Raw genomic sequence first — 21,306 nt, forward strand, 5'->3', positions numbered from 1 at the left:
TGACATGTTCGAACAGGTGTTCGAACATGGGGTTATGACGGGGAGCGAGGCATCACGGAGCCGGGTCACGGCGCTCGACCAGGCCCGCCTGCTCCTTGCCCAGGCCAAGGCGCAGAAGGCCGCGGCCGAGCCTGCGTTCGCCGAGTTCCTGGCCGCCGAGCCGCTGCCGGACGACCACGATCAGCCCGCCCGGCTCGCGACTGTCACCAGCTTCGATCCAGACACTTACCCAACGCATCCCGAGCAGGAGCACGCCGGAGTGCGGCTGGCGTCGGTGGACGGGGCGACCCGGCTGCCATCGGTGGCGAAGGTGCAGCAGGCGTTGGACACGGCGGGAGTCGATCGCGAGCTGCCGACCCATCCGGCGGTGAGCGAGTTGCTGGCCGGGGCGAGTCTGCGCGGCGGATCGGCGTACTCCGTCCGGGGGAGTGCGGCGCTCGTGATGGCGCTGATGGCCGGACCGTCGGCGGAGGGGGCCTGGTGTGGTGTCGTCGGTGTCCCGTCCTTCGGCGCCGAGGCGGCACGGGGGCTCGGCGTCGACCTCGACCGCCTCGTCCTGGTCCCGGATCCGGGCCACGACTGGCTCAGTGTCGTCGCCGCGCTGGTCGACGCGCTGACCGTCGTCGTCGTTCGTCCGCCCGGCGAGGTGACACCGGGGGAGGCGTCCCGGCTCGCCGCCCGGCTCCGGACCCGCGGCGCGATGCTGATCGCGTACGGTTCCTGGCCCGGCAGCGAAGCCAGGTTCGAGATCGAGAGCAGCACCTGGACGGGGCTCGGCGACGGTGAAGGCCTGCTCACCGCCCGGAAGGCGACGGTCGCGGTGACCGGCCGGCGCGCCGCCGTTCGTGCCCGGCAACACCTCTGGCTGCCCGCCCCCGACGGCACCATCCGCTCCGCCGGGCCGGCCGAGGGCGCCCGCGAAGAAGCCCCCGGCCGCCAGGGAGAGTGGGCGGAACAGATCGGCGCGGTGGGCTGATGAGTGGCCGTGGACCGACCCGGACGATGGTGATCTGGGTGCCGGACTGGCCGGTGGCGGCGGCCGCGGTGGCGACCGGACGGTCACCGGAGGAGCCGATCGCGGTGCTGGAGAAGGGCAAGGTGCTCGCCACCTCTGCCGCCGCGCGCCGCGAAGGGGTGCGTCGCGGGCAGCGGGCCCGGGACGCGCAGTCGAGGTGCCCGGAGCTGGTGGTGCTGAAGTACGACCCGGTGATCGACGCGCGCGCGTTCGACCCGGTGATCTCCTGCCTGGAGGCGATCACGCCGGGTGTGCAGGTGATCCGGCCGGGGATGTGTGCGTTGAAGGCCCGCGGTCCGGCGCGGTTCTACGGCAGTGAGGAGGCGGCCGCGGAGAAGCTGCTCGACCGCCTGGAGACGTACGACGTCCATGGCGGCCGGATCGGGATCGCCGACGGCCCGTTCGCCGCGGAGCAGGCGGCGCGGGTGAGCTCCGCGCAGACCCGCGTGCAGGTGGTGCCGCCCGGCGGTTCACCGGAGTTCCTCGCGCCGCTGTCGGTCGACCTGCTCGAGCAGCCGGCACTGACCGATCTGCTGCGCCGGTTGGGACTGCGGTCGCTCGGCGCGTTCGCCCAACTGTCCGGGACCGAGGTGCTCACCCGGTTCGGCCCCGACGGCGCCTTCGCGCATCGCCTGGCCCGGGGCCGCGACGATCGTCCGGTGACCGGACGGGAGATCCCGCCGGAGCTCACCAGGTCGCTCGACTTCGAGCCGGCCGTGGACCGGGTCGACCAGGTCGCGTTCGCGGTCCGCGCGATCGCCGACGAACTGATCGCCCGGCTGACCGAGCTCGGCCTGGTGTGTACGACGCTGCGGGTCGAGGTCGGCACCGAGTCCGGGCGGATCCACGAGCGCGAATGGCTGCACCCACGCTGGTTCACCGCGGCCGACGTGGTCGACCGCGTGCGCTGGCAACTCCAAGGCAGCGGTACGGCGACTAGCGAGCTGACGTCACCGGTCGTCCGGATCCGCCTGATCCCGGACCAGGCGGACCCGGTCGGCGCCCATGTCGACGGACTGTGGGGTGGTGGGCCGGACGAGCGGATCCACCGCGCGTTGTCGCGGGTGCAGAGCATGCTCGGCCACGGTGCCGTGGTCTCGGTGGTGATCGGTGGCGGGCGGGGGTTCGCCGAGCGGCAGACGCTGGTCCCGTGGGGCGATCCGCCGACGCCGGCCCGATCACCGGACCAGCCGTGGCCGGGCGCGATCACCGCCGCGGACCCGAAGCGCTGGCCGACGCTCGCACCGACCATGGTCTTCCCGGAGCCGATCCCCGCGAAGGTGTTCGCCGCGGACGGCACCCAGGTGTCGGTCAGTGCCCGGGGCGAGCTGTCCGGTGTCCCCACCGCCTTCTCCCTGTTGTCCAGCCCCGCCCGCGGCGTCCAAGTTGCCGACAGCAACAAGATCCATCCGATCACCGCCTGGGCCGGTCCGTGGCTCACGTCCGAGCGCTGGTGGGACCCCGGCAGCGAGTCCCGGCAGGCCCGCTTCCAGTTCCAGACCGCCGACACCCGCGCCTGGCTCTTCACCCTCCACCGAGCCGCCTGGCAGGCCCAGGCCACCTACGACTGACCTACTCGAAATCGATGCGCATCACGGTGCGCCGGAGCGTCGGGTGACTGATCTGGCGAAAGCCGGCTTCCTCGAAGGCCTGGTGCGGGCCGACGTGCAACTCGCCCCAGGTGATGGTCTTCCCGGGCTGGGTGAACATCGGATAGGCCTCCAGCGCCCGCGCGCCGCGGGCGCGAGCGTGCGGCACGGTCGCGCGGGCCAGGTGGTAGCTGAGTCCGCGACCGCGGTAGCCCTTGCGGACGACCAGGCAGGTGACCACCCAGACGCTCTCGTCGTCCTTGTCCTCGCTGCGGTCCGTCCACGGCACCCGCGAGGTTCGCAGCTTCGGGTACGCCGTTCGCGGCTCGACCGCGGCCCATCCGGCCGGCTCGCCGTCGACGTACACGACCAGCCCGCTCGTCGACGGCGCGTCCGGCACGCCGCACGCGGTCTCGTCCTGGAGTCTCGTCATCCGCTCGTCCAGCGTCGAGTCCCGCCAGATCCACCCGCGGATCTTGAACCGCTGACACTGGCACTGGCCCGCGTCCGCCGTACCGAGGACAGTTTGCAGGTCCTCCCACGGCACCTCGTTCGCCGGTGCGACGGTCACCTGTGACGCCTCGATCACCTGCATGCGCAGCACGGTAATCCCATTTCCGGACGACTCGCGTCCGGATAGGTTGGTCGATATGCATCGGAGCCGAGTGTCCACGTTCCTGATCGACGTCAAGCAGAGCGAGGTGGACCAGGCCGCCACGTTCTGGTCCCAGGCCCTGGGCGTCCGTACGTCGTCCCCGGAGGGCGAGCCGCAGTTCATCTCGCTGCACGACGCGGTGCCGGGGTACGTGACCGCCATTCAGTCCGTCGACGACGAGCCGCGCTACCACCTCGACATCGAGACCGACGACGTACCGGCCGAGGTCACCCGGCTGGTCGGGCTCGGCGCGGTCGAGATCGCCGACTGGCAGGGCTGCCACACGCTCCGGGCGCCGGGCGGTCATCTGCTCTGCGTCATCCCGGTGCACAGCGACCCGGAGGATTTCGAGAAGCGCTCGACCGTTTGGGAGTGAGTCAACGAGCCTGGAGCGGCCGGAGTTCCGGGCTAGGCCGGGAGCAGAAACCGCCTGAACAGCACGGATCCGGGTCTAGGCTCCGGAACATGACCGAACTCGCGGCGACGTTCCAGCAGCAGGCAGTGGCGGAGGCCTACCAGCACCGGCCGCCGTACCCGGACGAGGTGTTCGACCGGCTCGTCGCACTGATCACCGACGAGCCGCGCCGGGTGCTCGACATCGGAGCAGGGGAAGGCGCGATCGCGCGGCCGCTGGCGCCGCGGGTCGAGCACGTGGACGCGATCGACTTCTCGGAGCCGATGGTCGACGCGGGCCGGCGGCGTCCGGGCGGCGACCACCCGAACATCAGCTGGCAGGTCAACCCGATCGAGACCGCGGACCTCGCCGGGCCGTATGCCCTGGTGACGGCCGGCGCGAGCATCCACTGGATGCCGTGGGAGGAGACGTTCGCCCGGATCGTCCCGCACCTGACGCCGAACGCGCAGCTCGTCGTGATCGAGCACGGAGCCGTCGACGAGCCCTGGTGGGACCGGCTGATCCCGGTGATCGAGCGGCACACCCGCAAGAAGAACCACGACCCGAACTACAACGTCGTCGACGCCATCCGGGAACGCGGCCTGCTCGACCTCGGCGGTACGGCGCGAACCGAGCGCGTGACGTACCAGCAGCAGGTCACCGACTACATCGAGAAGCTGCACTCCACGTCGAGCCTGGCCCGTGGCCTGATGCCCGCCGACGAGGCCGCCGCCTTCGACGCGGGCGTGACCGAGGCGCTGAGCCCGTACGCACACGACGGCGTACTGGACCTGACGATCGAGGCGGAGCTCAGTTGGGGCCGGCCGAAGCTCCCAAGTTAGCCGCCTGGGACTGCAGGTAGCGCCGCTCGGGAACGCTCTGGGTCAGCCGGGCAGCGACCTCGTAGGCCTCCCGGGCGGCCGCCGTGTCGCCGGACAGTTCGAACAGATGCGCACGGACAGCCGCCAGCCGATGGTGGTCCCGGAGCGCCGGATCCACGTCGTCGAGCAACGCCAGCCCGGCCGCGGCGCCGTGCACCATCGCGACCGCGACGATCCGGTTCAGCGTCACCATCGGGCCCGGCGCGGTCGCCTCGAGCAGCTCGTACAGCATCAGGATCTCGCGCCAGTCGGTGTCGTCCGCGTTCTTCGCCGCGTCGTGCACCGCCGCGATCGCGGCCTGCAGCTGGTACGCACCGACCGGTGCGGTCCGCAGCGTCGACGTGATCAACTCGGTGCCCTCGGCAATGGAGTTGGCATCCCAGAGCGTCCGGTCCTGCTCCGGCAACGGCACCAACGCACCGTCCGCCGTCGTCCGTGCCGGCCGTCGCGCATCGGTCAGCAGCATCAAGGCGAGCAGTCCGGCGACCTCGCCCTCGGACGGCAGTTGCGCGCGCAGCAGCCGAGTCAGCCGGATCGCCTCGGCGCTCAGTTCGACCCGATGCAAGGCGTCACCCGACGACGCCGTGTAGCCCTCGTTGAAGATCAGATACAGCACATGCAGTACGGCGGCCAGTCGCTCCGGCTGCTCGGACGCCGGGGGCATCGCGAACCGCGCGCCCTGCAGCTTCGCCTTCGCCCGGCTGATCCGCTGCCCGATCGTTGCCTCGGGCACCAGAAACGCACGGGCGATCTCACCCGTCGTCAGTCCGCCGACGGCACGCAACGTGAGCGCGACCTGCGACTGCGGCGTCAGCGCCGGGTGGCAGCACAGCATCAGCAACGTCAGCGAGTCGTCGTCCGCCGGCACGGGCTCTGGCGGGCTCCACGACGCGACAGTCTCCTCACGTCGCGTGCGCGCCGCCTCACTCCGCAGTACCTCGATGCGCCGCCGGGACGCGACGGTGATCAGCCAGCCGCGCGGATTCGCCGGCACCCCTTCACCCGGCCACTGCAGCGACGCGGCCAGCAGGGCCTCTTGTACGGCGTCCTCGCACGAGTCGAAGTCGCCGTACCGCCGGACCAGCGCGCCCAGCACCTGGGGCGCCTGCTCGCGGAGCAGTTCCTCGAGCATCAGGTGTACGCGCCGAGATCACGCACCGGCCGGACCTCCACGACGCTGAACGGGGCCTCCGGGATCTGCGCGACGATCTCCACGGCGCGGTCCATCGACTCGCAGTCGAGCAGGTAGAACCCGGCCAGCTGCTCCTTCACCTCGGCGAACGGGCCGTCGGTCGTCATCGGCCTGCCGTCGCGGACCAACACCTGTTTGGTCAGCGCGGGGTCTTCGAGCGATTCCGACGCGACCAGCTCGTCGCGCGCTGCGAGTGCCTCGTGCAGAGCGGCGTACCCCGCCATGCCTTCCTGCTTCTGCTCGTCGGTCATCGAGTCCCAGACGGCGCGGGACTCCGGGTTTCCGTAAATCAGCACCAGGAACCTCATCTCCTCAGCCTAGTGTCCTGGGTCGGAGCATCACCCTTGGATATCGATCGGGTCACTGGTTCGCTGTACCCGTAGCGGCCTGCTGCCGGGCGCGTTCAGGTATCAGGGGAAACTCCGGGCCTGCCCCGGCATGGCCGGGCGTAAACCTGTCGACGCTCCCCAGTACAGTTACGACGGGTATCAGGGTGAGAGAGGGAGGGGTCGCGTGCCGGACTTGGAAGTGTCCGACCGGGTGTGGACGATCCCGAATGCGCTCAGCTTCCTGCGGTTGCTGGGGGTGCCACTGTTCCTGTGGCTCGTCCTCGGTCCGCAGGAGGACGGCTGGGCCTTGCTCGTGCTGGCGATCTCCGGGTTCACCGACTGGGCCGACGGCCAGATCGCCCGCCGGATGAACCAGACCAGCCGCCTCGGCCAGATGCTCGACCCGGTCGCCGACCGGCTGTACATCTTCGCCACCGTGATCGGCCTGGCGCTGCGCGACATCATCCCGTGGTGGCTGGCGATCGCGCTGCCGCTGCGGGACGTATTGCTCACGCTCACCCTGCCCGCGCTGCACCGGCGCGGCTTCAACGCGCTGCCGGTGCACTTCCTCGGCAAGTCCGCCACGTTCTGCCTGCTGTACGCGTTCCCCCTGCTCCTGCTCGGCGACGGCGACAGCACGCTCAACCTGCTGGCCCGCGTCTTCGGCTGGGCGTTCGCGATCTGGGGGACCGGTCTGTACTACTGGGCCGGCGCGCTGTACTTCGCCCAGCTCCGGCACCTGGTCCAGACGGTGAAACCGATCAAGGACGCGGCCGGGTAGACCCGTGACACAGCAAGCTCCCGAGCAGCCGACGCAGCCGCCGAACCAGCGGGCGCCGCAGCAGCCGCGGCGCGTCGACGCGTCGATGTCGCTGCTGAACAACCTGATGGCGCACCCGCTCGACGAGGGGTACGCCGTCGCCGCCCGGACCCGGTCGACCCAGGGCGACCGGCCGCTCCGGTCCCGGCACCGGGTGATGCTGGTGGCCGCCACGGTCGTGCTCGGTTTCCTGCTCGCGGTCGCCGCGGCGCAGAACTACCGCAGTGCGCCCGAGGCGGAAAAGCAGCGCAACGAGCTGGTCGACCGGATCAACCAGGCCGACTCCCGGCTGACCGGTCTGCGCAACAACCAGTCCAACCTCGCCGACGAGGTACGCCGGTTGCAGGCCAGCGGACTGAGCAACGACAGTACGGGCGCCGCACTGCAGCAGAAGCTCGACGACCTGGAGCTGCAGACCGGAGCGATCGCGGTCACCGGCCCCGGCCTCAAAGCGGTCATCGACGACGCGAAGAACGCCGACGCCAAGGAAGGCCGGCTGCTCGACGTCGACCTGCAGCAGCTGGTCAACGGTCTGTGGACGTCGGGCGCGGAGGCGATCTCGGTGAACGGTCACCGGATCACCTCGCTGACCGCGATCCGCGGCGCGGGCAGTGCGATCACGGTCGACTACAGCTCGCTCACCCCGCCGTACACGGTGCTCGCGATCGGTGACACGGCGACGATGCCGGCCCGGTTCGCGCAGAGCTCCGGCGGGCAGTGGGTGCAGTACCTGGTGAGCAACTTCGATGTCCGGAGCACGATCACGACGGAGGACTCCTTGCTGGTGCCGGCCGATGCGACCATCGCGTTGCGCTACGCGAAGGTGGGAACGAGATGATCGCCGTACTCGGGCTGGTGATCGGTGTCGTCATCGGTCTGCTGGTCGCGCCCGACGTCCCGGAGTGGGCGCAGCCGTACCTGCCGATCGCGGTGGTGGCCGCGCTGGACGCGGTGTTCGGCGCGCTGCGCGCGTTCCTGGACGGGATCTTCGACGACAAGGTGTTCGTCGTCTCGTTCGTGTCCAACGTGCTGATCGCGGCGCTGATCGTCTACCTGGGTGACCAGCTCGGCGTCGGCTCGCAGCTGTCCACCGGTGTGGTCGTCGTGCTCGGCATCCGCATCTTCACCAACATGGCGGCGATCCGCCGGCACATCTTCCGGGCCTGACATGAGCGACGACAAACCCGGCCCCAAGCCCCCCGACTCCAAGCCCGACTCCAAGCCCGACTCGAGGCCCGATCTGAAGCCAGAGCCGAAGCACGACGCGGAGCCGGCGCCGAAGGGCGAGCCGGAGCCCGCGGCGGAGCAGCCCGAGGTGCCGACGCCGATGCCGAAGCCGAAGACGCCGAACCTGGCGCTGCGCCGGCTGCGGGCGGGGTTCAAGCCGTCCCGCGGGCAGGCGATCGTCGCCGTCGTACTCGCCCTGGTCGCCTGTGTGGCGGTCGTCCAGGTCCGGGTCAACCGGGCCGACGACGGCTACCAGAACGCCCGCCGCGAGGACCTGATCGCGATCCTCGACGGCCTCGGGCAGAACACCCGGCGGCTGGAGAGCGAGATCGCCGACCTGGAGGAGCGGAAGAACTCGCTGTCCTCCAGCGCCGACAAGGCGCAGACCGCCCGCGAGCAGGCCGAGGCGCAGGTGCGGACGCTCGGCATCCTGGCCGGCACGCTGCCCGCGCAGGGCCCGGGGGTCCGGATCACGTTGAACGACCCGCAGGGCAAGATGACCTCGAGCAACCTGCTGGACGCGATCGAGGAACTGCGGGACGCCGGGGCCGAGGCGATCCAGATCAACGGAGCGGTCCGGGTGGTCGCCAGTACCGACTTCGTGGACGACGCGCCGGGGATCCGGATCGACGGCCGGAAGGTGAACTCGCCGTACGTCGTGGAGGCGATCGGGGAGTCGCACAACCTGTCCGAGGCGGCCAACTTCCCGGGCGGCCTGGTGAGTGAGGTGACCGGTCCGCAGGTCGGTGGAACCGCCGAGGTGACCGAGCTCGGCTCGCTGACCGTGACCGCCTTGCACGCCCCGGAGGAGCATCGTTACGCTCGCCCGGCGCCCAGCCCGACCAAGTAGTCCGAACGCTGAGTTGTACTCGTAGCTGTCCTGAGCGAAAGAGGAACGAAGGTGTACCCCGAAGACCTGAAGTACACAGCCGAGCACGAGTGGCTGAAGGCCGGCGAGGAAGGCCCGGTACGCGTCGGCATCACCGACTTCGCCCAGGACCAGCTCGGCGACATCGTGTACGTGCAGCTGCCCGAGGTCGGCAGCACGGTGCGCGCCGGTGACGCCTGCGGCGAGCTGGAGTCGACCAAGAGCGTGAGCGACCTGTTCGCCCCGGTGAACGGCACCGTGACCGCCGTCAACGAGGCGCTCGCCGACCAGCCGGACCTGGTGAACAGCGACCCGTACGGCGAGGGCTGGCTGATCGACATCGACGTCGAGGACGCGGCCGAGGTCGCGGCGCTGATGGACGCCGAGGCTTACCAGGGACAGCTCGACCAGAGCTGATCGTCAGCTGATAGCGTTACCGGACCTCAACCGCTGGTCGAGGGTTGAGGTCCCCTCATCTTGTTCCAGCACGTCACACTGTTCATACGGGGTCTATCGAAAACGTCGCCGGACCGCCGGCGATCGGGAGGATCACAGCATGCCGTTCTGCAACCAGTGCGGGCACGAGAACTCCGAGGGCAGCAGGTTCTGCTCGCAGTGCGGAGCGATGCTGCCTGGCGCGGACCGCCCGGCGGCAGCCCCGGCGAACCCACAGCCTCAGCCCGGTGTCACCGACACGGCGATGCTGACCCCGATCGGCGCCGAGCCGGAGCCGGAGCGCACCGGTGATCCGCTGTCGGCCGACGACGTGGCCGCCGTCGGCGCGCTGCCGGCCGGGTCCGCCCTGCTGATCGTCCAGCGCGGGCCGAACGCGGGCAGCCGGTTCCTGCTCGACGTCGACGTGGTCACCGCCGGCCGGCACCCGGACAGCGACATCTTCCTCGACGACGTGACCGTGTCCCGCCGGCACGCCGAGTTCCGCCGGGACCCGTACGGCGTGAAGGTCCGCGACGTCGGCAGCCTGAACGGCACCTACGTGAACCGGGACCGGATCGACGAGGTCCAGCTGAACAACGGCGACGAGGTCCAGATCGGCAAGTACCGGTTGGTGTACTACGCCAGTGGCCAAGCCTGATCCCACCGCCGAGGGGCCTGTCGACGGCCGCGGCATCGGAGAGGTGCTGCAGCTCCTGCAGGCCGACTTCGCGGACGTCACGATCTCCAAGATCCGGTTCCTGGAGGCCGAGGGTCTGGTGACGCCGGCGCGGACGCCCTCGGGCTACCGCAAGTTCAGCGCCACCGACGTCGAGCGGTTGCGCTACGTGCTTACCGCGCAGCGCGACCAGTACCTGCCGCTGAAGGTGATCAAGGAGTATCTCGGCGCGATCGATCGCGGCCTGCGGCCGGCGGCCGCGGGCCCACCGGTCGCGCCGAGCTCGTCGCCGCAGCCTCCGGGCCAGCCGGTCGCGGACGACTTCGGTGCCGCGGGCACCGAGTTGCGGATGACCCGCGACGAGCTGCGGGCCGCCGCGGGCGTGTCCGCGGAGCTGCTGGGCGAGTTGGAGAGTCATGGCCTGGTGGTGGCCAGCGGCAACCACTACGGCGGCGACGCGATCGTGGTCGCCCAGGTCGCCGCCGAGCTGGCGGCGTACGGTCTCGAGCCGCGGCACCTGCGCGCGTTCCGTACGGCGGCCGATCGGGAGGTCGGCCTGATCGAGCAGGTCACCGGGCCCCGCCGGACCGAACAGACAGCGGAGTTGGCGGCCCTCACCGTGCGTCTCCATACCGCGCTGGTCCGCTCCCGCCTGCCCCGCTGACCTGGCGAACGGCGCGCACGGTTGTGCGGACCGTGGCACACCCCGCGGGACTGCTGGTGGGTTGACTGCGGAGTAGGCTGAAGGTGTGCGCGAAGTCGACGTGGTCGGAGTCCGGGTGGAGATGCCCTCGAGTCAGCCGATCGTGCTGTTGCGAGAGGTCGGAGGTGAGCGGTACCTGCCGATCTGGATCGGTGCTGCCGAGGCGAGCGCGATCGCGTTCGCTCAGCAGGGCATGGAGCCACCGCGGCCGTTGACCCACGACCTGTTCGCCGAGACCATCCGGGTGCTCGGTCACACCCTCAGCCAGGTCCGGATCGTGAACCTGACCGACGGCGTGTTCGAGGCGATCCTGGTCTTCGACGACAAGACCGAGATCTCCGCGCGGCCGTCGGACTCGATCGCGCTCGCGCTGCGCACCGGGACGCCGGTGTTCTGCACCGAGGAGATCCTCGCCGAGGCCGGGATCCCGGTGCCGGAGAGCGAGACCACCGGCGCCGACGAGGTCGAAGAGGAAGAGGAGGTCGAGCGGTTCCGGGAGTTCCTCGACCAGGTCACCCCGGAGGATTTCGACAAGAGTTGATCCGGGTCCGAAGTCAACTGCGACCCGCCGATGTGCCTCGGGTGATACAAGAGCGACTAGGTAACGATTCGTGCGGCAGTCGCGACACGCTCCCGGCTCGACGCGGTTGTCGTTGACCCGGTTCAGGCCGCGGCTTACCGTGAAGGAGTCGTGGGGTGTTGTCACTCCACGGAGATGGTTCGTTCCGATCGGTACCAGGGAGGCTCAGGCGTGACACGCACCGGCGACACGGATCTGACGTCGACGTCCGACGCGCATGCCGAGGCCGTGGCCGAAGCCACTGCCACCGCCGGCGTTCAGGGTCTGCTGTTCGACGACGACCTGCGGCCGATGCCGGAGGATGTCGGGTTCCGCGGTCCGACCGCGTGTGCCGCGGCCGGGATCACCTACCGGCAGCTCGACTACTGGGCCCGTACCGGTCTGGTCTCGCCGTCCGTGCGCCCCGCGACCGGCTCCGGCACCCAACGGCTGTACGGCTTCCGTGACGTGCTGTTGCTGAAGGTGATCAAGCGGCTGCTCGACGCCGGGATCTCGCTGCAGCAGATCCGGACCGCGATCGCCCACCTCAGCAAGCGCGGCTTCGACGACCTGACTCAGATCACGCTGATGAGCGACGGCGCGTCGGTGTACATGTGCACCTCGCCCGACGAGGTGATCGACCTGCTGGCCGGCGGTCAGGGCGTGTTCGGTATCGCCCTCGGCGGTGTCTGGCGCGAGGTCGAGGGTTCGCTGTCCGAGCTGCCCACCGAACGTGCCGACGGTCACGACGAGTCGGACGAGGACGGCCACGCGGGCGACGAGCTCGCCGCCCGCCGCCGCGCCCGGATGACGGGCTGACCCAGCCTTCGGCCCTTTTCCGCCCCTCCTGTGCGCCCACTCACCGCCAACTCGCTGCGCGGTGTGTGGGCGACCTTGCTGTTACCGCTGAACGCGGACGACTCGATCGACTTCACCCGCCTGGAGTCCCAGGCCCAGGTGCTCGGAGCGCAGGTAGCGGCGGCGCGGCCGGACGCCCGCCGGCTGCTGCCCGAACTGTTCGAAGATTCCTGGTAGCCTCAGGTTCAGCCGTACACAACACTCGGGAGAGACCCGTGTTCGGGCGCCGAAGGGGCAATTCCTCCCCGGAACCTCTCAGGCCCATGGACCGAGTGTCACAGGCGACTCTGGAGCGTACTGCCCGCACGGCAGGGTGTGACAGAGGGGGAGGCGACCGGACGCACTGTCAGCAACGGAGCCTCTAGATGAACAACTCACCCCACCTTTCGGCAACCTTCGCCGACCGGCACATCGGTCCGCGCCCGGACGAGATCGCCCGGATGGTCCAGCTGCTCGGGTACGACGACGTGGACGCGCTCGTGGACGCCGCGGTCCCGGCCTCGATCCGGTCCGCCGAAGCGATGCGGCTGCCCGAACCGGCCTCCGAGGTCGACGCGCTCACCGAGCTCCGCCAGCTCGCGGCCCGCAACACGGTCGCCACCTCGATGATCGGCCAGGGGTACTACGGCACGTTCACGCCGTCGGTGATCGTCCGCCGCCTGGTCGAGAACCCGGCCTGGTACACCGCGTACACGCCGTACCAGCCGGAGATCTCCCAGGGCCGGCTCGAGGCGCTGCTGAACTTCCAGACCGTGGTCTCCGACCTGACCGGCCTGCCGACCGCGAACGCGTCGCTGCTCGACGAGGGCACCGCGGCCGCCGAGGCGATGACGCTGGCGCACCGGTCGAACAAGAAGAGCAAGTCCGACCGCTTCCTCGTCGACGCGGACTGCTTCGCACAGACCATCGCGGTGGTGCGGACGCGCGCCGAGGCGCTCGGGATCGAGGTCGTGGTCGCCGACACCACCGGCGGTCTGCCGGACGGTGACTTCTTCGGCTTCCTGGTGCAGTATCCGGGGTCCAACGGAGCCGTCCGCGACCTGAAGCCGCTGATCGAGGCGGCGCACGGGCGCGACACGTTGGTTGCCGTGGCCTCCGACCTGCTCGCGCTGACGTTGCTCGAGGCACCGGGTGAGGCCGGCGCCGACATCGTCATCGGTTCCTCGCAGCGCTTCGGCGTACCGCTGTTCTACGGTGGTCCGCACGCCGGCTTCATGTCGGTGCGGTCCGGTCTCGAGCGGTCGTTGCCCGGTCGCCTGGTCGGCGTCTCGGTCGACTCCGACGGCGCCCCGGCGTACCGGCTGGCGCTGCAGACCCGCGAGCAGCACATCCGCCGCGAGAAGGCGACCTCCAACATCTGTACGGCGCAGGTCCTGCTCGCCGTGGTCGCGTCGATGTACGCCGTCTATCACGGTCCGGACGGACTGCGGGCGATCGCCGAGCGCGTGCACTCGTACGCCGGCAAGCTCGCCGCCTCGCTGCGCGCCAGTGGCATCGAGGTCGTGCACGACGACTTCTTCGACACCGTGCTCGCGCGGGTCCCGGGGCAGGCCGCCGACGTTGTCGACGCGGCCCGCCAGAACGGGATCTGGCTGCGGCTCGTGGACGCGGACCACGTCGGCATCTCCTGCGACGAGAAGACCGACGTCGCCACGCTGACCCGGGTCTGCCAGTCCTTCGGCGGCCAGTACGACGACACGCTCGGCGCGCCGGCGATCGCGGTCGCCCGGACGTCGGAGTACCTGACCCATCCGGTGTTCAACACGCACCAGTCGGAGACTTCGATGCTGCGCTACCTGCGCAAGCTGTCCGACATGGACTACGCGCTGGACCGCGGAATGATCCCGCTCGGCTCCTGCACGATGAAGCTGAACGCGACCACCGAGATGGAGCCGGTCACCTGGCCGGAGTTCGCGGACCTGCACCCGTTCGCGCCGATCGAGGACGCGGCCGGCTACGCCAAGCTGATCAACCAGCTGGAGCGCTGGCTGGCCGAGGTGACCGGCTACGCGAAGGTCTCGATCCAGCCGAACGCCGGCTCGCAGGGTGAGCTCGCCGGGCTGCTCGCGATCCGCGGCTACCACCACGCGCAGGGCTCGCAGGACCGCACCGTCTGCCTGATCCCGGCGTCCGCGCACGGCACGAACGCCGCGTCCGCGGTGATGGCCGGCATGAAGGTGGTCGTTGTCAAGGGCAACGACGACGGCACGATCAACCTGGACGACCTGCGCGCGAAGGCCGCCGAGCACGCCGACCGGCTGGCCGCGATCATGATCACCTACCCGTCCACGCACGGTGTGTACGAGGAGAGCGTCCGCGAGGTCTGCTCGATCGTCCACGAGCACGGCGGCCAGGTGTACGTCGACGGCGCGAACCTGAACGCCCTGCTCGGGCTGGCGAAGCCGGGTGAGTTCGGCGGCGACGTCAGCCACCTGAACCTGCACAAGACGTTCTGCATCCCGCACGGCGGTGGCGGTCCGGGTGTTGGTCCCGTGGCGGTCGCGGCGCACCTGGCGCCGTACCTGCCGAACCACCCGCTGCTCGACCAGGCCGGTCCCGAGTCCGGTGTCGGGCCGATCAGCGCGGCGCCGTTCGGGTCGGCCGGGGTGCTCGCGATCTCCTGGGCGTACATCCGGATGATGGGTGCCGAGGGGCTGACCGCCGCGACGAAGGCCGCCGTACTGACGGCGAACTACGTGGCGAAACGGCTCGAGGGTGCGTTCCCCGTGCTGTACACAGGCGAGAACGGGCTGGTCGCGCACGAGTGCATCCTGGACCTGCGGCCGATGACGAAGGAGACCGGGATCTCGGTCGACGACGTCGCGAAGCGGCTGATCGACTACGGGTTCCACGCGCCGACGATGTCGTTCCCGGTCGCGGGCACGCTGATGGTCGAGCCGACCGAGTCCGAGGACCTCGGCGAACTCGACCGCTTCTGCGACGCGATGATCGCGATCCGGCACGAGATCGACCGGGTCGCGGCAGGCGAGTGGCCGGCCGCCGACAACCCGCTGGTGAACGCGCCGCACACCGCCGAGTCGGTGATCAACGACAAGTGGGAGCACGCCTACACCCGCGAGGAGGCGGCCTTCCCGCGCTCGGTCGACCGCGCCTCGAAGTACTGGCCCCCGGTCCGCCGCATCGACGGCGCCTACGGCGACCGCAACCTCATCTGCTCCTGCCCGGCGCCGGAGGCCTTCGAGTAATGACCCTGCGTTCGGACACTGCCGCCGCTTTGTTCGCGGAGATTGCGGCGGCGCAGAGTGAGGGGCGGCTGCCGTCGGTGAACGCCGGGGTGGTTCGGGACGGGGACTTGGTGTGGAGCGGGGCGCGGGGGCGGTTCGCGACCGGGGACGGGGCGGCCCCGGGGCCCGATGTGCAGTATCGGGTCGGGTCGATCACCAAGACGTTGACGGCGATCCTGGTGATGCAGTGCCGGGACGACGGGTTGCTGTCGTTGAACGATGCTGTGGGCAAGCACCTGCCGGGGATCGCGTTCGGGGACCGGACGATCCGGCAGTTGCTGGCGCACAGCGGCGGGATGAACGCCGAGCCGGCCGGTCCGTGGTGGGAGCGGAACCCGGGCGTCACGTTCGACGAGCTGACCGCGGCGATGGACGACTCGCAGGCGGTCGGGCCGGCGGATCGCCGGCACCACTACTCGAACCTCGGGTACGGCCTGCTCGGCGAGATCGTCGCCCGGCTACGGGGTACGTCGTGGTTCGAGCTGACCCAGACCCGGATCCTCGACCCGCTCGGCATGAGGCGGACGACGTACTTCCCGTCGCGCCCGGCGGCCGAGGGGTTCTCCGTGGACCCGTTCAGCGGGCAGTTGGTGCCGGAGCCGGCGTACGACTCGGGGGCGATGGCGCCGGCCGGGCAGCTGTGGAGCACGATCGAGGACCTGGCGCGGTACGCGACGTTCTGGATCGATCCGGTGCACGAGGTGCTCAGCCGGGAGTCGGTCGAGGAGATGGCCACTCCGGTCGCCTCCGACCCGCGGGAGGGACTCACCGCGTCGTACGGGCTGGGGCTGCGGTTGATCGCGGACGACCCGCATCTGCTGATCGGTCACACCGGCTCGATGCCGGGCTTCCTCGCGGGGCTGTTCGTCGACCGGGTACGGCGGGTCGGCGCGGTCACGCTGGGCAACGCGACGTACGGCCGGGTCGCGTCGCTGGCGCCTGAGCTGGTGCGGATCCTGATGCGTCACGAACCGCCGATCGCCCAGGAGTGGGTCCCGGAGCCGCCACTCGCGCAGGGCGCCGAGCTGCTCGGGCACTGGTACTGGGGCAACACGCCGCTCACGATCTCCGCGACGGCCGGAATTCTGCAGCTCTCCGGTGGTCTCAGCACCCGGCTCTCGCCGCTCGGACCCGACCTGTACGTGGGTCGTGACGGCTACCTGGCGGGTGAGAAGGTCCGGGTCGTCCGCGACGGCGACACGATCGTGCATCTCGACGCGGCGACATTTGTCCTGACCAGGACGCCGTACGGCAGCTAGTGTCCTGAGTCGGAAGTTAGACGGCGCTTTCGGCGCCCAGGCACGCACCTCACGGCACGTGCCCAGCGCCCACGATGCTCCGCATCGAGGCCACTGACCACGCACCGCGATGCACGCACCTGACCACCGAAATCGCTCGCCCAACTTCCGACTCAGGACACTATGCTGTGACGCACCACATGGAGTAGATCAGGGGTAGATCACCCGGCTGCTTACCGGGAGGGCGCAGGTTCGAGTCCTGCCTCCATGTCTGATGTGAGTCTGCTGTCTCATCCAGAGAACGGGGGTTCCGGATGCCGGACGAGCCATCGGCGAGTGCGTCGGCCGAGTACGCGATCGGCCGCCTGCAGCACGCTCTCGAACGCGCCCTGGTCGCGGACGATGTCGCCGTACGCCGCCGCGCCGCGGCCCGGGTCGATGCCTGGCGCAACGTTCTCGAGGGGATGGCGTCGGGGCGGCTGGCGGTCGGCTCGCGGACGCCGGTCGCCGACACTCCCGCGTGGGTCACGCTCGAGGTGGCGCACGGTGGATTCGCAACCGGGCGGTACCTCGCAGAGGTTCCGGTGGATCCGGAGGAGCTCGCCCGGGTGCCGGCCGACGCTCCGGGGGAGACGGATCGCGAGCGGGTCAACCTCTGGTATCTCGGCGATGAAGGGCTGGCCGAGCTCGGGGAAGCGCTGCGGACCCGGCGGTACCGGGTGGATGTGCCGGAGGAGTCGGCGCTGCTGGTCGTCGCGTGGCTGCTGGAGAACCGGCATCACGCCGCGGCACTCGATCTCGTGGCGGAGCTTCGCCCGCTGCTGCATCGGTTGCGGTTCACGCCGACGTTCAGCCCGTCGTCGATGCCGTCCGGGGCGGTCGTCCGGCTACAGTCGGTGGGGGAGGTCGGGGACATGTTGCGGCGGGCAACAGTCCGGCCGCAGATCGCCGCCCAACTCGAAACCCTCCGCGTCTGGAACCCGCTGTACGACCGCCTGGTAGCCCTCTGGTGCGACACAGTCGACGGCGACCTCCCAGAACTAGCCGGCCCAGACCTAGCCGGCCCAGAACTAGCCGGCCCAGAACTAGCCGGCCCAGAGCCCGGAGGTCCGGTGCCGGGCGCTTCGGTCGTCGGGGGTTGGCCGTGTCGGGTCTGGCCGGATGACTGGGTCCAGCGGCGGCGTCAGTGGCTCGACGACTACGCGGCCGCGGCCGACGTCCATCGAGCCTCCCAGCGTCACGCCAAGAGCAACTTCGCCCGTCTCCATGCAGCCCTGGACCTGTGCCCGGTCGACAGCTCAGCCCTCACCGGACGCGACGTCGGCTGGATCCGGCGTGCCCTCGCCAACACGGTCAGCGCCCACGGAGCCCCGGGCTCCGAGCCCCGCGCGGCCCTCCGTACGACGCAACGCGCGGTAGCTGCACGCCCGGCGTACGCGACTCTGGCGCACATCCTCGGCGCCCGCCTCGACCGCTTCCCGCGCGACGGCGGCCTGCCGTCGCTCGACCCGATCGCCGGCGAGGTCGACGGTCACGAGGCGCCGGCCGCCGCCGGAGAAGCGATCCCACCGCACCTCCTGGCGAAGGCCGCGCGGGCCGTCGAGGCTCCGATCGGCGAGCTGGTCGATCGCGGCGTGATCAGCTCGGGCGAGGTCCTGGCCCGCGTGCTGCCCCAGATCACCTCCCAGCTGCTCGCGGCGAACATCGAGGACCCATCGCTCGCCGCCGCCTACGCGCAGACGTACGCCGCGTTCCGGCGCCGGCGCAGTCTGCTGTTGCTCAACCTCAAGCACCAGGTGCGCTTCGACGAACTGCCGTGGGTCGAGGCCGTCGCGCCGTACCGTGACCGGCGTGAGCGGTCGGCCCGTGCCGCCGCGCAGTCGCTGCGCGAAACGACGGTGGTGGCGCTCAGCGCCTTCCCCCACGCGATCCTGCCGAACCCGCTGGTCCGGGAGCTCGGTGCACTCGCCGCGCAGGCCGACCTCAAGCTCCCGCTCGTCGAGGAGGTCGCCGCGGACATCTTCATGGGCACCTTCACCGTGAAGTGGCGTTCCGCGAGCTGCATCGCGAGTCGCGTGCTGTTCGGTACGACGTACGCGCGGTACTACGACCTGCCGCACGCCTGGCCGGCCGTCGAGGAGCCCAAGGGCTGGCGCAAGCGGTGGGGCAAGCCGACCGCGGACGACTTCGCCGAGGCCTGCCGTCTCCGCGCGCAGGAGGCACAGAGCGCCGAGAAGCCCGGGTACGTCGCCCAGAACGGGACCGTGCTCGAACAGGCGCAGATCCTGACCTCGCACAAGCTGGCCGCTCTCGTCGACGCCCTGGATCAGACCGACTGGCTGCGTGCGGCCGCGCCCGAGCTGGCGGGACGCGCGTTCGCGTGGGCGGTTCAGCGGCAGACCCAGCCGGCGCCGACCTGGATCAGCGCGCTCCAGGGCATCAAGAACACGGCGTACGCGTGGCGACAGGCGATCTTCTTCCTGAGCTTCTGCACCCCGGTTGCGCAGCAGGACGTCGTGGCCGAGCTCGAGGATCGCGCCGGTGTCCTCGGTCCACGCTTCGCGCCGGCCGTCGTCGGCCTGCGGCAGGTGCTCGCCGGGGAGTGCTTCGACGCGAAGGGCCGGACGAGTGGCGGGCGCCGCCTGCTCGGCTGGAGTGCCAGACCGCACTGGTGCATGCCGGATCCGGTGGGTCCGTGAGGATGTTCACGTCTCGGGTGCCCGAGTTGACACGGTGAGTGAGCCGGGCAAAAGTTAGGGCTGCCTTAGTAAGGGTTGCCTTACTCGACAACTTCCCGGGAGATCTGGATGTCGCAGCCCGCGCGCCTGACCGCGCTGCCCGCCCCCGCCTCCATCCACGTCCGTGACCCGTTCGCGGCTCGCTGGCCGCTGGCCTCGGCGGTCTCGGACCGTGAGCGTGGACCGTTGCCGCACGGTTCGCCGGGAGCGGTACTGCGCCGGGCGGCCGAGGTCCTGGGCGAGCCGCGGGTGCCGTCGACCGGGGTGGGGGAGTCCGCCGCGCTGGACCTGATCGCCGGTCTGCTGGACGAGACCGGGATCGACCTCAGCCACCCGCACGCGGCGGCGCACCTGCAACCGCCGGTGCTCCAGGTCGCGGTCGACGCGGACGCGTTGGCCTCGGCGTCGAACGCGTCGATGGACACCTACGACTCCGGTCCGGCGACGCTCGCGATCGAGCAGTGGGTCGTTCGGGCCCTCGCCGACCTGGCCGGCTTCGGTCCGCGAGCCGACGGCGTCCTCACCCCCGGCGGCTCGATCTCGAACCTGCTCGCGGTGCTGATCGCCCGCGACAGTGCGGCCGCCGCCGCGGGTGTCGACGTACGGCGGGACGGTCTGCGCGGGCTCGACCGTCCGGTCGTCTTCTGCTCCGAACTCGCGCACTTCTCGGTCCAGCGAGCCTGCGCCGCGCTCGGGCTCGGCGAGGAGGCCGCGATCACGATCGCCTCCGACGAGAACTTCCGGATGCGTACCGACGTCCTCGCCGACGAGCTCGCCAAGCCCGGCCGTACTCCGGTCGCGGTCGTCGCCACCGCCGGTACGACGGACTTCGGGTCGGTCGACCCGATCGCGGAGGTCGCCGCGTTGGCCCGGCAGTACGGCGCCTGGGTGCACGTGGACGCGGCGTACGGGTTCGGGGCGCTGTTCTCCGACCGGCTCGCACCGCTGCTGGCCGAGGTCCCGCTGGCGGACTCGGTGACGCTGGACCTGCACAAGATCGGCTGGCAGCCCGCGGCGACCAGCGTGCTGCTGGTGGCCGACCGGACCCGCTTCTCCGCGTTCGACCGCTCCGTGGACTACCTGAACCCGGCCGACGACATCGACTCCGGTCTGGACGGATTGCTCGGGCGGAGCCTGCAGACGACCCGGCGTCCGGATGCGGTCAAGGTTGCGACCACGCTGACGGCATACGGGCGGGCCGGACTGGGCACGATGCTGGACACCTGCCACGAGCTCGCGCATGCCGCCGCGGCCCGCGTCGTTGCCGACAGCAACCTCGAGTTGCTGGCGCCGGTGACCCTGACCACGGTGCTGTTCCGGGTCGCCGGACAGCGACTGGGGGCCGCAGACAGCGCAGAGAGCGCAGACAGCGCAGACAGCGCAGACAGTGCCGCGCTGGACGCGCTCCAGGGTGAGGTCCGGCGCCGGTTGCTGACGTCGGGACGGGTGCTGATCGGCCGGACCAAGGTGCCGGCCCGCGGCAGCCGCCCGGCGGCGGTCGCGCTGAAGCTGACGCTGCTGAACCCGAACGCCACCGCAACGGACATCGACGACCTGCTCGACCAGGTCGTGGCCACCGGCCTCGACATCCTGACCGGCGAAGGAGCAGCGTGACCGTGCTTTTGGCCGGGCCTTCGGCGCCGGCGTGGTCATTGGGCTGTGACTCCCGTCCTTCCCTCGTCGCTCTGGTCGCTTCGCTCCCTCCGCTCCTCAGTCCAGGCCGGGAGGCCCCACGACCGGGCTCCCTTCGCTCCTCAGTCCAGGCCGGGAGGCCCCACGACCGGGCTCCCTCCGCTCCTCAGTCCAGGCCGGGAGGCCCCATGACCTCAACTGCTGTTCTTGCGCATTTGAATGCGATCCTGCGGTGTTACACGCGGGAGGCGG

At 70.5% G+C, this 21,306-nt stretch carries 21 protein-coding genes, 1 tRNA gene and 1 riboswitch; of the genes, 19 read left to right on the plus strand and 3 right to left on the minus strand.

The features are described from left to right. The first annotated feature begins 34 nt into the window (after nucleotides 1-34). A complete protein-coding gene (locus ACFYRH_RS14385; protein WP_387773615.1) occupies nucleotides 35-976 on the plus strand; it encodes a hypothetical protein in 942 nt (313 codons plus the stop codon). Next, nucleotides 976-2,586: a DNA polymerase Y family protein gene (locus ACFYRH_RS14390; protein WP_387773618.1), complete on the plus strand. Its 1,611-nt coding sequence runs from the start codon at nucleotides 976-978 to the stop codon at nucleotides 2,584-2,586. The genes ACFYRH_RS14385 and ACFYRH_RS14390 overlap by 1 nt, the downstream gene beginning before the upstream one ends. Before the next feature lies 1 nt (nucleotide 2,587). On the opposite strand, the gene ACFYRH_RS14395 is transcribed toward ACFYRH_RS14390, so the two are convergent. Next, complete coding sequence (locus ACFYRH_RS14395; protein ID WP_387773621.1) at nucleotides 2,588-3,199, minus strand: GNAT family N-acetyltransferase; 612 nt, start codon at nucleotides 3,197-3,199, stop codon at nucleotides 2,588-2,590. A gap of 55 nt (nucleotides 3,200-3,254) precedes the next feature. On the opposite strand from ACFYRH_RS14395, the gene ACFYRH_RS14400 reads away from it, so the two are divergent. Both ACFYRH_RS14400 and ACFYRH_RS14405 read left to right on the plus strand, forming a co-directional pair. After that, entirely contained in the window at nucleotides 3,255-3,635 is a 381-nt protein-coding gene (locus tag ACFYRH_RS14400) for a VOC family protein (RefSeq protein WP_387773624.1), read from the plus strand. A gap of 89 nt (nucleotides 3,636-3,724) precedes the next feature. Next, nucleotides 3,725-4,495 carry a class I SAM-dependent methyltransferase gene (locus ACFYRH_RS14405; RefSeq protein WP_387773627.1) on the plus strand — a complete coding sequence of 257 codons (771 nt, stop codon included), beginning with the start codon at nucleotides 3,725-3,727 and terminating at the stop codon, nucleotides 4,493-4,495. Here ACFYRH_RS14405 and ACFYRH_RS14410 read toward each other — a convergent pair. Continuing rightward, on the minus strand, nucleotides 4,464-5,666 hold the full coding sequence (locus ACFYRH_RS14410) for an RNA polymerase sigma factor (protein ID WP_387773630.1): 1,203 nt from the start codon (nucleotides 5,664-5,666) through the stop codon (nucleotides 4,464-4,466). The genes ACFYRH_RS14405 and ACFYRH_RS14410 overlap by 32 nt on opposite strands. Next, nucleotides 5,666-6,034: a YciI family protein gene (locus tag ACFYRH_RS14415; RefSeq protein ID WP_387773633.1), complete on the minus strand. Its 369-nt coding sequence runs from the start codon at nucleotides 6,032-6,034 to the stop codon at nucleotides 5,666-5,668. Before ACFYRH_RS14415 ends, ACFYRH_RS14410 begins: the two co-directional genes overlap by 1 nt. Before the next feature lie 205 nt (nucleotides 6,035-6,239). On the opposite strand from ACFYRH_RS14415, the gene ACFYRH_RS14420 reads away from it, so the two are divergent. The 15 genes from ACFYRH_RS14420 (at nucleotide 6,240) to ACFYRH_RS14490 (ending at nucleotide 21,036) form a co-directional block, all read left to right on the plus strand. Next, entirely contained in the window at nucleotides 6,240-6,836 is a 597-nt protein-coding gene (locus tag ACFYRH_RS14420) for a CDP-alcohol phosphatidyltransferase family protein (RefSeq protein WP_387773636.1), read from the plus strand. Between the two features lie 4 nt (nucleotides 6,837-6,840). Further along, nucleotides 6,841-7,713, plus strand: coding sequence for a DUF881 domain-containing protein (locus ACFYRH_RS14425; protein ID WP_387773639.1), 873 nt, complete (start codon nucleotides 6,841-6,843; stop codon nucleotides 7,711-7,713). Continuing rightward, nucleotides 7,710-8,042: a small basic family protein gene (locus tag ACFYRH_RS14430; RefSeq protein WP_131352136.1), complete on the plus strand. Its 333-nt coding sequence runs from the start codon at nucleotides 7,710-7,712 to the stop codon at nucleotides 8,040-8,042. The genes ACFYRH_RS14425 and ACFYRH_RS14430 overlap by 4 nt, the downstream gene beginning before the upstream one ends. A 1-nt stretch (nucleotide 8,043) precedes the next feature. Further along, nucleotides 8,044-8,952 carry a DUF881 domain-containing protein gene (locus tag ACFYRH_RS14435; protein WP_387773644.1) on the plus strand — a complete coding sequence of 303 codons (909 nt, stop codon included), beginning with the start codon at nucleotides 8,044-8,046 and terminating at the stop codon, nucleotides 8,950-8,952. 51 nt (nucleotides 8,953-9,003) lie between these two features. Beyond that, nucleotides 9,004-9,387 carry a glycine cleavage system protein GcvH gene (gene gcvH, locus ACFYRH_RS14440; RefSeq protein ID WP_387773647.1) on the plus strand — a complete coding sequence of 128 codons (384 nt, stop codon included), beginning with the start codon at nucleotides 9,004-9,006 and terminating at the stop codon, nucleotides 9,385-9,387. A 139-nt stretch (nucleotides 9,388-9,526) separates the two neighbouring features. Continuing rightward, complete coding sequence (locus tag ACFYRH_RS14445) at nucleotides 9,527-10,063, plus strand: FHA domain-containing protein (protein ID WP_387773650.1); 537 nt, start codon at nucleotides 9,527-9,529, stop codon at nucleotides 10,061-10,063. Beyond that, the gene (locus tag ACFYRH_RS14450; RefSeq protein ID WP_387773653.1) at nucleotides 10,050-10,745 is read left to right on the plus strand and encodes a MerR family transcriptional regulator; all 696 of its coding nucleotides are present in this window, start codon (nucleotides 10,050-10,052) and stop codon (nucleotides 10,743-10,745) included. The genes ACFYRH_RS14445 and ACFYRH_RS14450 overlap by 14 nt, the downstream gene beginning before the upstream one ends. 85 nt (nucleotides 10,746-10,830) lie before the next feature. Next, a complete protein-coding gene (locus ACFYRH_RS14455; RefSeq protein ID WP_387773656.1) occupies nucleotides 10,831-11,325 on the plus strand; it encodes a bifunctional nuclease family protein in 495 nt (164 codons plus the stop codon). Nucleotides 11,326-11,499: 174 nt separating this feature from the next. Then, nucleotides 11,500-12,162 carry a MerR family transcriptional regulator gene (locus tag ACFYRH_RS14460; protein WP_387773659.1) on the plus strand — a complete coding sequence of 221 codons (663 nt, stop codon included), beginning with the start codon at nucleotides 11,500-11,502 and terminating at the stop codon, nucleotides 12,160-12,162. A 30-nt stretch (nucleotides 12,163-12,192) separates the two neighbouring features. After that, nucleotides 12,193-12,378 carry a hypothetical protein gene (locus tag ACFYRH_RS14465; protein ID WP_387773662.1) on the plus strand — a complete coding sequence of 62 codons (186 nt, stop codon included), beginning with the start codon at nucleotides 12,193-12,195 and terminating at the stop codon, nucleotides 12,376-12,378. Between the two features lie 16 nt (nucleotides 12,379-12,394). Continuing rightward, nucleotides 12,395-12,482: riboswitch (glycine riboswitch) on the plus strand. Nucleotides 12,483-12,566: 84 nt separating this feature from the next. After that, nucleotides 12,567-15,407: an aminomethyl-transferring glycine dehydrogenase gene (gene gcvP, locus ACFYRH_RS14470; RefSeq protein WP_387773664.1), complete on the plus strand. Its 2,841-nt coding sequence runs from the start codon at nucleotides 12,567-12,569 to the stop codon at nucleotides 15,405-15,407. Then, nucleotides 15,407-16,705: a serine hydrolase domain-containing protein gene (locus tag ACFYRH_RS14475; RefSeq protein WP_387773667.1), complete on the plus strand. Its 1,299-nt coding sequence runs from the start codon at nucleotides 15,407-15,409 to the stop codon at nucleotides 16,703-16,705. Before gcvP ends, ACFYRH_RS14475 begins: the two co-directional genes overlap by 1 nt. 178 nt (nucleotides 16,706-16,883) lie before the next feature. Further along, nucleotides 16,884-16,955 (plus strand) — tRNA-Ser (locus ACFYRH_RS14480). Nucleotides 16,956-16,998: 43 nt separating this feature from the next. Continuing rightward, nucleotides 16,999-19,383 (plus strand): hypothetical protein, encoded by a 2,385-nt coding sequence (locus tag ACFYRH_RS14485; RefSeq protein ID WP_387773670.1) that lies wholly within the window; start codon nucleotides 16,999-17,001, stop codon nucleotides 19,381-19,383. A 108-nt stretch (nucleotides 19,384-19,491) separates the two neighbouring features. Beyond that, nucleotides 19,492-21,036: a pyridoxal phosphate-dependent decarboxylase family protein gene (locus ACFYRH_RS14490; RefSeq protein ID WP_387773673.1), complete on the plus strand. Its 1,545-nt coding sequence runs from the start codon at nucleotides 19,492-19,494 to the stop codon at nucleotides 21,034-21,036. Nucleotides 21,037-21,306: the final 270 nt, after the last annotated feature.

Origin of the sequence: Kribbella sp. NPDC004875, from assembly GCF_042873375.1 — a bacterium.
Classification (GTDB): domain Bacteria; phylum Actinomycetota; class Actinomycetes; order Propionibacteriales; family Kribbellaceae; genus Kribbella.

Coding starts and splice junctions, on each gene's coding strand:
- ACFYRH_RS14385 (WP_387773615.1), top strand. CDS start 35: ATGACGGGGAGCGAGGCATCACGGAGCCGGGTCACGGCGCTCGACCAG.
- ACFYRH_RS14390 (WP_387773618.1), top strand. CDS start 976: ATGAGTGGCCGTGGACCGACCCGGACGATGGTGATCTGGGTGCCGGAC.
- ACFYRH_RS14395 (WP_387773621.1), bottom strand. CDS start 3,199: ATGCAGGTGATCGAGGCGTCACAGGTGACCGTCGCACCGGCGAACGAG.
- ACFYRH_RS14400 (WP_387773624.1), top strand. CDS start 3,255: ATGCATCGGAGCCGAGTGTCCACGTTCCTGATCGACGTCAAGCAGAGC.
- ACFYRH_RS14405 (WP_387773627.1), top strand. CDS start 3,725: ATGACCGAACTCGCGGCGACGTTCCAGCAGCAGGCAGTGGCGGAGGCC.
- ACFYRH_RS14410 (WP_387773630.1), bottom strand. CDS start 5,666: ATGCTCGAGGAACTGCTCCGCGAGCAGGCGCCCCAGGTGCTGGGCGCG.
- ACFYRH_RS14415 (WP_387773633.1), bottom strand. CDS start 6,034: ATGAGGTTCCTGGTGCTGATTTACGGAAACCCGGAGTCCCGCGCCGTC.
- ACFYRH_RS14430 (WP_131352136.1), top strand. CDS start 7,710: ATGATCGCCGTACTCGGGCTGGTGATCGGTGTCGTCATCGGTCTGCTG.
- ACFYRH_RS14435 (WP_387773644.1), top strand. CDS start 8,044: ATGAGCGACGACAAACCCGGCCCCAAGCCCCCCGACTCCAAGCCCGAC.
- ACFYRH_RS14445 (WP_387773650.1), top strand. CDS start 9,527: ATGCCGTTCTGCAACCAGTGCGGGCACGAGAACTCCGAGGGCAGCAGG.
- ACFYRH_RS14460 (WP_387773659.1), top strand. CDS start 11,500: ATGGTTCGTTCCGATCGGTACCAGGGAGGCTCAGGCGTGACACGCACC.
- gcvP (WP_387773664.1), top strand. CDS start 12,567: ATGAACAACTCACCCCACCTTTCGGCAACCTTCGCCGACCGGCACATC.
- ACFYRH_RS14475 (WP_387773667.1), top strand. CDS start 15,407: ATGACCCTGCGTTCGGACACTGCCGCCGCTTTGTTCGCGGAGATTGCG.
- ACFYRH_RS14485 (WP_387773670.1), top strand. CDS start 16,999: ATGCCGGACGAGCCATCGGCGAGTGCGTCGGCCGAGTACGCGATCGGC.
- ACFYRH_RS14490 (WP_387773673.1), top strand. CDS start 19,492: ATGTCGCAGCCCGCGCGCCTGACCGCGCTGCCCGCCCCCGCCTCCATC.